Origin of the sequence: Devosia sp. LjRoot3, assembly GCF_964252865.1 — a bacterium.
Taxonomy (GTDB): domain Bacteria; phylum Pseudomonadota; class Alphaproteobacteria; order Rhizobiales; family Devosiaceae; genus Devosia.
In genome coordinates, this window is the sequence record NZ_CAXUPK020000003.1 from 632,925 (window position 1) to 643,196 (window position 10,272).

Sequence of the window (10,272 nt, forward strand, 5' to 3'; positions counted from 1 at the left end):
CCGGCGGGACCTTAGCGGAAGGCGTGGCGATGAGCTAGGGGCCACGCCCGAGCCATCAGGCTAAAGTCGATCAGCCAGATAGGCTTCGAGCGTGGCCTTCGTCCCCTGCGTCCACAGAGAATTCAAAGACTTAGTAAAGGCGGCGATGAAACTGGGCGCCTTGGCGAGGTCGCCGTAAATGTCTGCCATTTCGAGCCAGGCGGCCGGATTTTCCTTGGCTTTCTTGGATTGTGCGGTGAGGCGATCCCAGTTCGGATCGTTCAGTTCGATCACCGCGCCGCTGTCTGTCGTGCCGTAGCAATAGCGGCACCAAAGGGCACTCACGAGGGCCAGTCCGGTTAGCAGACTGTTGGCGTTGACCCTGTCCAAGGCGGAAGGAATGATAAATTTCGGTTGGCGATTGGAGCCATCGAGGCAAAGGCGTCGAATCGTGTCGCCGATCTTGGGATTGGCGAAGCGCTTTTCGCAGAGCGCGAGATAGTCGTTGAGGTCGGTATCGGGCACTGGCGGCACGACGGGAATGATCTCTTCGGTCTCGACCTTCTTGAGGAAGGCGGCGACCAGCGGATTCTCCATGGCTTCATGAACAAAGTGGATATCCATGAGACCCGCCGGATAGGCGATGGTCGCGTGGCCACCATTGAGGATGCGGATCTTCATGTGCTCATAGGGCGCGACATCAGGGACGAACTGCACCCCGACCTTTTCGAGCGCCGGGCGGCCGGCAGGGAAATTGTCTTCGAGTACCCACTGCTTGAAGTTTTCGCAGAAGACCGGCCAGGCGTCGTCGATACCAAAATTATCAGCGAGAAGTTTCTTCTCGCGGTCCGACGTCGCCGGGGTAATGCGATCGACCATGCCATTGGGGAAGGCGACCGAAGATTTGATCCAGGCGGCGAGCGCGGGATCGATCAGGGCAGCAAGGCCGGCGACGGCGTTTTCGGTGACATGGCCATTGCCGGGGATATTGTCGCAGCTCATCACGGTGAATGGCTGCAGACCGGCATCGCGGCGCTTGACGAGACCAGCGAGGATCAGGCCGAAGGCAGTCTTAGGCGCGTCGAAATGCGCCGCGTCATAGGCGATGTCGGGGTGTTTTGGATCGAACTTTTGGCTCGCCGGGTCGATATAGTAGCCGCCCTCGGTGATGGTCAGCGAGACGATACGGATGGCCGGGTCAGCGAGTTTTGCGATGACGGCGGCGCTGTCGCCGGGCTTCAGGTAGTCGATCATCACGCCGGTGATGTGGGCGGAGCTACTGTCGGCTTCCTGCTCGACGACGGTGGTGAGCCAATCCTGGGCCGAGAGCTTTTGGCGCATGGCCTCGTCGGTCTCGCGCACGCCGGCGCCGATGAGGGCCCAGTCGTGGCCCTCGCCGAGGTTGAACAGTGCATCGAGATAGACAGCCTGATGGGCGCGATGAAAATTGCCCACGCCGAAATGGACGATGCCGGGAGCGAGATCGGCGCGGCTGTAGCGGGGAACCGCGGCTGATTTGATGGCGTCGAGATTGGCGGCGGAGAGCTTGGTGGTCATGGCACTTATGTCTTTCAGATCGCCTTTCCGGCGGCGTCGAACTTATAGATGCGGGTCGCGTCGGGTGTCAGGTAGACAACGTCGCCGTGCTTAAAAGTCTGGTCGCCGTCGGTGCGGATGGTCATGAGGCCGAGGCCGTCGGTCTGGACGTGGAGGAACGTGTCGGAGCCGAGCTGTTCGGCAACGCCGACCGTGCCCTTCCAGGCGCCTTCGGTGGTCGAGAGCTTGAAGTGCTCGGGGCGCACGCCGATGGAATGGGCGTTATGTTTGGCGGCCTCGGCACCATCGACGAAGTTCATTTTCGGCGAGCCGATGAAGCCGGCGACGAAGCGGTTCGCGGGCTTCTTGTAGAGGTCGAGCGGCGAGCCGAACTGTTCGACATTGCCGGCATTGAGCACCACGATGCGGTCGGCCATTGTCATGGCTTCCACCTGGTCGTGGGTCACGTAGATCATCGTGGTCTTGAGCTGCTGGTGCAGTTCGGTGATTTCGAGGCGCATGTTGACGCGCAGCGCCGCGTCGAGGTTGGACAAGGGCTCGTCGAAGAGAAAAGCCTTTGGCTCACGCACGATAGCGCGGCCGATGGCGACACGCTGGCGTTGACCGCCGGAGAGCGCACGCGGGCGACGATCGAGATAGGACGCAAGGTTGAGCGTGCGCGCCGCGTAGTCGACCTTTTGCGCGATCACCTCGGGCGGCAGTTTTGCCATCTTCAGCGGGAAGGCGATGTTGTCCCTGACGCTCATGTGCGGATAGAGCGCATAGGATTGAAAGACCATGGCAAGGCCGCGCTTGGCAGGCGCTGCGTCTGTGACGTCCTGGCCGTCGAGTTTGATGATGCCCGAAGTGGTGTCTTCGAGGCCCGCGATCAGGCGCAGCAGCGTGGACTTGCCGCAGCCAGATGGGCCGACGAAGACGACGAATTCGCCATCCTTGATGTCGAGCGAGATGTCCGGAATGACCTGGACTTCGCCGAAGGACTTGTTGACGTGTTCGAGGGTGATGGAACCCATGTTTTTGGTCCTTACCTGAGCGAAATCAAAAGATGAGAGGCTTGGGTGGCACGCGGCAAGATCGCCGTTTGCTCCCTGCCCCTATGGCGAAGAGGGCGGAGTGCGGGGACCCTCTGACGGAGGTCGGGGGAAGGCCCCCTCACCCCAACCGAATTCGCAAATGCAAACTCGGTAAGCTGCGCGCCGACCTCACCCTCGAGGGGAGAGGCGAAGAAGCAGAACCCCCTCATTTCACCGCACCAAAGGTCAGGCCACGAACCAACTGTTTCTGGCTGAACCAGCCGAGCAGCAGGATGGGGGCGATAGCAAGGAGCGAGGCGGCGGAGAGTTTTGCGAGGAACAGGCCCTGCGGCGACGAGAAAGATGAGATGAAGGCGGTCAGCGTGCCGGCGCGGCCCGAGGTCAGGGTGATCGTCCAGAAGGCTTCGTTCCAGGCGAGGATGACGTTGAGCAGCAGCGTCGAGGCGATGCCGGGCACGGCCATGGGCACAAGGACGTGAACGATCTCATTCCAGAGTTCGGCGCCATCCATGCGGGCGGCCTCAAGGATATCGACCGGGATTTCCTTGAAGTAGGTGTAGAGCATCCAGACGATGATCGGCAGATTGATCAGCGTCATGATCAGCGTCAGCCCATGCACGGTGTCGAGCAGGCGCAGGTCGCGGAAGATCAGGTAGATCGGGATCAGCACGCCGACGGCCGGCATCATCTTGGTGGAGAGCATCCACATCAGGATGTCCTTGGTGCGTTTCGATGGCGCGAAGGCCATCGACCAGGCCGCCGGGATGGCGATGATGAGCCCCAGGAGGGTCGAACCAACCGAGACCACGATCGAATTCCAGGCGTGCTTGAAATAGTCGGAGCGATCCTGGACGGCCTCGAAGTTTTCGAGTGTGAAGTTCTGCGGGAAGAACGTGGGCGGCGCGGCGATAGCCTCGGCCTCGGTCTTGAAGGCGGTGAGCAGGGTCCAGAGGATCGGCGAGAACAGCAGGAGGGCCACCGCCCAGGCGAGGACGGTGAAGCCGACTTTGGTGGAGGTTGGGACGCGGCGGGCCATGTTATTGACCTCCTGCTGCACTGAGTGAGTGGAGGGATACCCCCACCCTTGATCCCTCCCCACAAGGGGGAGGGAGAAGATGGAACCGAGACGACTGAGACTTGCGCCTCTTTCCCCCACCGGACAACGCGCTTGCGCGTTTCCGGCGCAGGCACCGTGGGGAGGGAATGAGGGTGGGGGTGTTGGCGAACTCAAGCATCGAGATTCTTCCCCACCGCGCGCATCAGGAAGATGGCGACGATATTGGCGATGATGACGGCCACCACGCCACCCGCGGAACCGGCGCCGATGTCGTTGGACAGGATGCCGGTGCGGAAGACTAGGAAAGCGATATTGGTGGAGGCATAGCCGGGGCCGCCGCCGGTGGTGACGCGGATTTCGGCAAAAATGCCGAGCAGGAAGATTGTCTGGATCAGCACGACGATGGTGATCGCCCGCGCCATGTGCGGCAGGATGATGTAGCGGAAACGGTTGGCGGCATTGGCGCCGTCCATTTCGGCGGCCTCGCGCTGTTCTTCCGAGAGCGATTGCAAAGCGGTGAGAAGGATCAGTGTCGCGAACGGCAGCCACTGCCAGGCGACGATGACGATGACCGAAAACAGCGGATACTGGTTGAACCAGTCGACTGGCTGCAGGCCGAAGAATTTCCACAGATGCCCGAGCATGCCGTAGCCGGGATGCATGAAGCCGTTTTTCCAGATCAGCGCTGCGACGGGCGGCATGACGAAGAAGGGCGAAATGACGAGGATGCGCAATATCCCCTGCCCCCAGATCGGCTGATCGAGCAGGAGCGCGAGGAAAGTGCCACCGACGATGGTGATGATGAGAACGCCACCCACCAGGATCAGAGTATTGACGAGAGCCTGAGTGAAGCTTGGATCGCCGATGACATAGACGTAGTTGGCCCAGCCGGCGAAGCCCGTCATCATCGGATTGATCAGGCTGTAGTTCTGGAACGAGAACCACAGGGTCATGACCAGCGGCACGATCATCCAGATGAAGAGCACGATGACGGCAGGCGCCATCATGGTGCGCGCCAAGGCGCGAGTTTGTTTGGTGGCCATTCTTTTGCGACTTCCTCCCGGTGTGGCCAAGGCCACGGTGTCATTCCCGCGAAAGCGGGAACCCCTGTTTGCTCCGCACCGGAACGGAGATTCCCGCTTTCGCGGGAATGACCCGGTGGTTTTGGACAGTCTTTGTATGAACGCGGCTTTTGGAAAAATCCGCCCGGCCGATAGAGGGGATCAATCGGTCGGGCGGCAGTCGTCGGGAGGTCTACTTGATGTACCCGGCGCGGGTCATGTCGCGCAGGGTTGCGTCCTGGGCCTGGGTCAGGGCGTCGGCAGCCGACATCTGACCGGCAAGTGCGGCCGAGAAGAGCTGGCCGACATTGGTGGCGATACCGGCAAATTCGGGAATGGCCACGAACTGCACACCCGTATAGGGGACCGGATCTACGGTCGGGTTCGTCGGATCAGCCGAATTGATCGACGCCAGGGTCATGGCGGCGAAAGGTGCCGCGGCCTGATAGTCCGGGTTTTCGTAAAGCGAGGTACGGGTGCCCGGGGGAACGTTGGCCCAGCCTTCCTTTTCCGCAACAAGCGCGAGGTAGTCCTTGCTGGTTGCCCAGTTGATGAACTGCTCGGCCGCCTCGGCATTCTGCGAGGAAGCGGGGATGGCAAGGGACCAGGCCCAGAGCCAGTTGCCACGCTTGCCAAGGCCGGTATCGGGCGCCTGGGCAAATCCGACCTTGTCGGCAACGGTGGAGTCGGTGGGATTGGTCACAAAGGACGCGGCGACGGTGGCGTCGATCCACATGCCGCACTTGCCCTGCTGGAACAGCGTCAGGTTTTCATTGAAACCATTGGAAGAGGCGCCGGCCGGGCCGGCATCGGCCATCAGCGAGAGATAGGTATCGAGGGTATTCTTCCACTGCTCGCTGTCGAACTGCGGCTGCCAGTTTTCATCGAACCAGCGGGCGCCGAAGGAGTTGGACATGGCCGTCAGGAAGGCCATGTTCTCGCCCCAGCCGGCCTTGCCGCGCAGGCAGATGCCATTGATGTCATTGGCCCGATCGGTCATTGCGCGGGCGGCTTCGCCGATGAATTCCCAGGTCGGGGCTTCCGGCATGGTGAGGCCGGCTTTTTCCATCAGGTCGGTGCGATACATGATGAAGGAGCTCTCGCCATAGAACGGGGCGGCGTAGAGCTTGCCATCGACCGAAAGGCCGCCCCGGATGGCGGGGAGCAGGTCGTCGACGTCATATTCGGCATCGGCGGAGAGGCCGTCGAGGGGTTTGAGCCAGTTCTGCTTGGCCCAGATCGGCGCTTCATAAGTGCCGATGGTCATGATGTCGTATTGGCCGCCATTGGTGGCGATGTCGGTCGTGACGTTCTGGCGCAGCGTGTTTTCTTCCAGCACGACCCAGTTGAGTTCGATGCCGGTCTCTTCGGTGAAGGCGCTCGATAGACCCTGCATGCGGATCATGTCGCCATTGTTCACCGTGGCGATGGTCAGCGTCTGCGCCGAAGCCGAGCCGACGAGGGCAAGCGTCATCGCGCCCACGAAAAGGGGTGTCAGTTTCATTGAAGTCCTCCCAAGACGAAGCGAGTTTTTGCTCCTGTCGTGGGCAAATGTTCACTTACTGAGCAGATATGTCAATAGGGGTGGCGTGCTGGCAATATGCAGCACGTACCTCACGACACAGGAAACCTGGGAAAGTCAGGGCCGACAGAGATTAAGCAAAAGACTAATTAGTCGAGCACTTGCTCAAGTCGCTATGCCAGCAGCAGTTCGGCCGTGCGCTCGTCGGTGATGACACCATTGACCAGCCGCCGATTGAGCGCGGCGCGGATGGCAGGCGCTTTGTGTCGGCCCATAGCGAGACCGACGACGAGGCTTGATTCGCGCGACGGAATGGGCGCCGAAGCAACGCGATCGTTGATCAGGCCCTCGATGAGCCGGCCTTCGGCATCAAAGCACCAGCCGCAGATTTCGCCGACCGCGCCGGCCTTCTGCAGCATCTTGTGGTCGGCTTCGGAGATAAAGTTGTCGAGCAGCAGCGGCGCCTTGGGGCCGAGATCGCCGATGCCGACAAAGGTGGCATTGGCTTCGGCGGCAAGGGCCAGGGTCGCCTTGATCATCGGTTGCCGATGCAGCATTTCGCGCTCGGCCGCCGATGAGGCAATGACCGGCAGCGGCATGGGAAAGCTGCGGGCTTTCACCGTATCGGCCACGTTGAAGATGACGTTGTAGAACGCGGCGGAGCCATCGGGCGCGATATTGCCGGTGAGCGACACGACCTTGTGCTGCGGGCATTCCATGGGTTGGATCTGCTCGATGGCGGCTTTCAGCGTACGGCCGGTACCGATGGCCATGGTTATCGACTCGGGCCGCATCAGCCAGCGCTCGATTTCGGCGGCACCCGCTTCGGCGACGCCAATGGTGGTGGAGTCGCTCGCCGGGTCCGAGGGCACCACTTCGACGAGATCGAGCGCGAAGCGGGATTTGAGGCGCGCGCCGAGATCCATGCAGCGGCCGATGGGGTGATCGAGGCGGACCTTTATCAGGCCCTCGCTGACCGAGAGCGAGACGAGGCGCTGCGCCGACTGGCGCGAAATACCCATCTTGGCGGCGATCTCTTCCTGCGTATTGCCGGCGACATAATAGAGCCAGCCGGCGCGGGCGGCGTCGTCGAGCCGGGTGGCAGTGTTCTCTTGTCGCGCAGCCATTGGTCGTCACCTTGTCCGTCGCGCGATTAAGCGCGATTGGCGGCAAAGGGCAAGTGCGCCGGCGCGTGGAAGCGAAATACCAAAACGACGATCCCGCGCCTCTCGACCGCGCAGTGGACACGGGCGCATGGCCGCTTGCCGAGGCTCTGCCGCAAAGCGCTGAACATACGTGAATGTTCGAATGAACGCGTGTGCATTGCCTTTCCCTGCAATGGGGCGCACTCTTGTTCGGGCGTTGAGTCGATGCCTTTCGGGAACCTTCATGGCGAATACCGCACCCGCCATTTCCGCTCTTTGCCATCAGGTCGCCGCCTTGCCCTGGCGACGCGAAGCCGATGGCTCGCTTTCGGTATTGCTCATCACCTCGCGCACCAATGGAAAATGGATGCTGCCCAAGGGCTGGCCAATGAAGGGCCTGAGCGAAGCTGAATCGGCACGCCAGGAGGCGCTCGAAGAGGCCGGTGTCGAGGGCGTCGTCGATGCACAGGCAATCGGCTCGTACCGCTATTCGAAACTTTTCAGCGATGGGACCAGCACGCCCGGCCAGGCCGTGATCTTCCCCCTTGCAGTCACGCGCGAGCGAAAGGGCTGGAAAGAAAAGGGTCAACGCCAGCGCTGCTGGATGTCGCCGCACGAGGCCGCCGAGGCGGCCCATGAGCCTGACCTGGCGCGCTTTCTCGCCAATCTGGCAGCGGGCCGCGTGATCCTGCCGGAAGCTCATCGGGCCCAGGCAATCGCGCTCTAGAGGCGGCGATTCCGACGCGCTCAGGGCAGCACGGGCACAAGATTTCTGTTGATGAGGAGAGCGGCAGAAAAATGCTTGGCGCAAAAACCCGCGCAAATACTTCTCATTCCGTGCAAAACCGCGATCGGGCCAGCCCAATGCTATTTCGCCCAAGTATTCGCCCCCAACCGAAAAACCTGCTGCATTTACTGATAGATAGGTAACGCCTGCGGATTTTTTCCGCTCCCCCAAGGGTATTCGCAGTTTCTGCAAGTGTGTCGATTGCGCATCGCGCCTTGGTTAAAAAAGTGGCAACCGGCCGAGAGAACTTGCGCAAGTTCGCCCCCACAAGTAAAAGTTGCTTAGTTTGGGGACAAAACGAACATGACGGTAAAGTCTTTGCTGCGACCCGTGTTGGTTGCTGGCGGTCTTGTTCTGGCGGGGAGCGCCGGAGCCGCGGATTTGAACATTTATCGCAGCGCCAGCTGCGTCAGCTACACGCAGTCGACGCTGCCATCGCAGCCGCGCGAGGTCATCAAGCAAACGCTCTGGGACAACTTCCAGAATGCCGAGGCTGGCATGAACGATCCGCGCGTGCAGGCATCCGGACGGCAGGCTTTCACCTGGGCCATGGAAACCCGCTGGGCGTGCACTGCGGCAATTGGTTATCTCAACGGCGGCAATATTGATGAGGAGTCGGTCGGCAAGTGCGACTGCTTCCATCAGCGTTTTGTTTCGCTCAAGTAAATCCGCGGCTTGCAGAAAGTAACATTCGATGAAGAATTCTCTGCTTAAGGCGCTGCTACTATCGGGCGTAACTCTCCTGGCGCCAATCAGCGCCAACGCCATGAGCCTCCGCGATGCCGTTCAGGTTGCCCTTGAGAGCAACCCGCAGATCGGCCAGGCCATTCAGAACCATGATGCGACCGGTTTCGAGCTGCGCCAGGCCCAGGGCCTTTATGCGCCGCGGATCGACCTTGAAGCATCCACCGGCATTCAGATGCTGAGTTCGCCATCCCGCCGCGCTGCGGGCCTCGATGACGATGCTCTCTACCCCTCGCAGGTCGGCGTCGTTGCCTCGTTCGACCTTTATGACGGCGGCTTCCGCGATGCCGAACTGCTGCGCCAGTCGGCGCGCGTCGACAGCGCTTCCTATCGCGTTCTTGAGCGCAGCGAATTTGTCGCGCTGCAGATCGTCCGCGTTTACTACCAGATCATCCTGCAGCAGCAGATCGTCGACCTCAGCCGCCAGAACGTGACCTTCCATGAAGGCATCGTCGGCGACGTGGCTTCGGCCATCGAAAGCGGCCAGTTGACGGAGGCGGATCGCTTCCAGTCGATCGAACGTCTCGCGGCGGCACGCGCTCGCCTGACCGAAGCCGGCGTCGAGCTGGCGGCGGCCCAGATCGAATTCAAATCCTTTGTCGGCCTGATGCCGGGCGCGGTAAACTCGCCTGCCCGCGCCAAGGGCTCCATTCCGAACTCGCTCGAAATCGCGATCGCCAAGGGTATCCTGAACAATCCGCGGACCATGACGGCCGCCGCCGATATCGACGCCGCCTCGGCGCTGGTCGACCAGGCCGAAGCCGGCCTGCGCCCCAAGCTTCTGCTCGAAGGCCGCGCCAGCACTGGCTACGACATTTCCGGTACGGACGAATTCACCAGCGATGCAAGCCTCAAGCTGTCGATGCGCTGGAATATCTATGACGGCGGCATCAAGGCCGCCGCGGTTCAGGAAGAAATTCGCCGCGAAAGCGAAGCCAAGCTCGTCTATGACCAGACGGTCCGCGAAGTCGAGCAGGCGATCCGTGAATCCTGGCTGCGCCTGCAGAGCCAGGGCGAGCTGGCCTCGGTCTATGACCAGCAGCTCAATTCCTCGGCCGAACTCGTGACCTCCTATCGCGATCAGTTCAAGATCGGCGAACGCTCGCTGCTCGACGTGCTCGATGCGCAGAATACGCGCGTCAATGTGCAGATCCTGCGCGAAACCGCGCGCTTCAGCGTGATGTTCGCGGAATATCGCGTGCTAGCTGCAAGCGGTAGCCTGCTGGGCTTCCTGGGCGTTCAGGCGCACCAGACCGCAGTGGCCGATTCACGCGCTGCGATAGACGCGAAATCCTGGGAAGATTCGGAGCCGCGCACGCTGTCTCCGTTAACCATTCCGACACTCGGAAACTAAGTTCGGCGCTATGTTTGCGCCTTTTGGACAAG

Annotated in this window: 9 protein-coding genes; 3 read left to right on the plus strand and 6 right to left on the minus strand. The window is 61.3% G+C overall.

The genetic code is table 11. The annotated features are described in order from the left end of the window. Positions 1–60: 60 nt before the first annotated feature. The 6 genes from ACSQ2A_RS14105 to ACSQ2A_RS14130 all read right to left on the minus strand — a co-directional run bounded on the left by ACSQ2A_RS14105 (position 61) and on the right by ACSQ2A_RS14130 (position 7,337). Complete coding sequence (locus tag ACSQ2A_RS14105; RefSeq protein WP_436072743.1) at positions 61–1,536, minus strand: mannitol dehydrogenase family protein; 1,476 nt, start codon at positions 1,534–1,536, stop codon at positions 61–63. Positions 1,537–1,550: 14 nt separating this feature from the next. Further along, positions 1,551–2,549, minus strand: a complete 999-nt coding sequence (locus ACSQ2A_RS14110; protein ID WP_353921794.1) for an ABC transporter ATP-binding protein — start codon at positions 2,547–2,549, stop codon at positions 1,551–1,553. Between the two features lie 226 nt (positions 2,550–2,775). Further along, the gene (locus ACSQ2A_RS14115; RefSeq protein ID WP_436072744.1) at positions 2,776–3,606 is read right to left on the minus strand and encodes a carbohydrate ABC transporter permease; all 831 of its coding nucleotides are present in this window, start codon (positions 3,604–3,606) and stop codon (positions 2,776–2,778) included. A 191-nt stretch (positions 3,607–3,797) separates the two neighbouring features. Then, positions 3,798–4,670, minus strand: coding sequence for a carbohydrate ABC transporter permease (locus ACSQ2A_RS14120; protein WP_295414992.1), 873 nt, complete (start codon positions 4,668–4,670; stop codon positions 3,798–3,800). Positions 4,671–4,881: 211 nt separating this feature from the next. Beyond that, positions 4,882–6,192 (minus strand): ABC transporter substrate-binding protein, encoded by a 1,311-nt coding sequence (locus ACSQ2A_RS14125; RefSeq protein WP_436072745.1) that lies wholly within the window; start codon positions 6,190–6,192, stop codon positions 4,882–4,884. 191 nt (positions 6,193–6,383) lie between these two features. Then, a complete protein-coding gene (locus tag ACSQ2A_RS14130; protein WP_436072746.1) occupies positions 6,384–7,337 on the minus strand; it encodes a sugar-binding transcriptional regulator in 954 nt (317 codons plus the stop codon). Positions 7,338–7,599: 262 nt separating this feature from the next. Here ACSQ2A_RS14130 and ACSQ2A_RS14135 point away from each other — a divergent pair, with 262 nt between their 5' ends. The 3 genes from ACSQ2A_RS14135 (at position 7,600) to ACSQ2A_RS14145 (ending at position 10,240) form a co-directional block, all read left to right on the plus strand. Then, positions 7,600–8,082 (plus strand): NUDIX hydrolase, encoded by a 483-nt coding sequence (locus ACSQ2A_RS14135; protein ID WP_436072747.1) that lies wholly within the window; start codon positions 7,600–7,602, stop codon positions 8,080–8,082. Positions 8,083–8,445: 363 nt separating this feature from the next. Further along, the gene (locus tag ACSQ2A_RS14140) at positions 8,446–8,808 is read left to right on the plus strand and encodes a hypothetical protein (protein WP_295414995.1); all 363 of its coding nucleotides are present in this window, start codon (positions 8,446–8,448) and stop codon (positions 8,806–8,808) included. Between the two features lie 28 nt (positions 8,809–8,836). Beyond that, positions 8,837–10,240: a TolC family protein gene (locus ACSQ2A_RS14145; protein WP_295414996.1), complete on the plus strand. Its 1,404-nt coding sequence runs from the start codon at positions 8,837–8,839 to the stop codon at positions 10,238–10,240. The last annotated feature ends 32 nt before the right edge of the window (positions 10,241–10,272 follow it).

Coding starts and splice junctions, on each gene's coding strand:
- ACSQ2A_RS14105 (WP_436072743.1), bottom strand. CDS start 1,536: ATGACCACCAAGCTCTCCGCCGCCAATCTCGACGCCATCAAATCAGCC.
- ACSQ2A_RS14110 (WP_353921794.1), bottom strand. CDS start 2,549: ATGGGTTCCATCACCCTCGAACACGTCAACAAGTCCTTCGGCGAAGTC.
- ACSQ2A_RS14115 (WP_436072744.1), bottom strand. CDS start 3,606: ATGGCCCGCCGCGTCCCAACCTCCACCAAAGTCGGCTTCACCGTCCTC.
- ACSQ2A_RS14120 (WP_295414992.1), bottom strand. CDS start 4,670: ATGGCCACCAAACAAACTCGCGCCTTGGCGCGCACCATGATGGCGCCT.
- ACSQ2A_RS14125 (WP_436072745.1), bottom strand. CDS start 6,192: ATGAAACTGACACCCCTTTTCGTGGGCGCGATGACGCTTGCCCTCGTC.
- ACSQ2A_RS14130 (WP_436072746.1), bottom strand. CDS start 7,337: ATGGCTGCGCGACAAGAGAACACTGCCACCCGGCTCGACGACGCCGCC.
- ACSQ2A_RS14135 (WP_436072747.1), top strand. CDS start 7,600: ATGGCGAATACCGCACCCGCCATTTCCGCTCTTTGCCATCAGGTCGCC.
- ACSQ2A_RS14140 (WP_295414995.1), top strand. CDS start 8,446: ATGACGGTAAAGTCTTTGCTGCGACCCGTGTTGGTTGCTGGCGGTCTT.
- ACSQ2A_RS14145 (WP_295414996.1), top strand. CDS start 8,837: ATGAAGAATTCTCTGCTTAAGGCGCTGCTACTATCGGGCGTAACTCTC.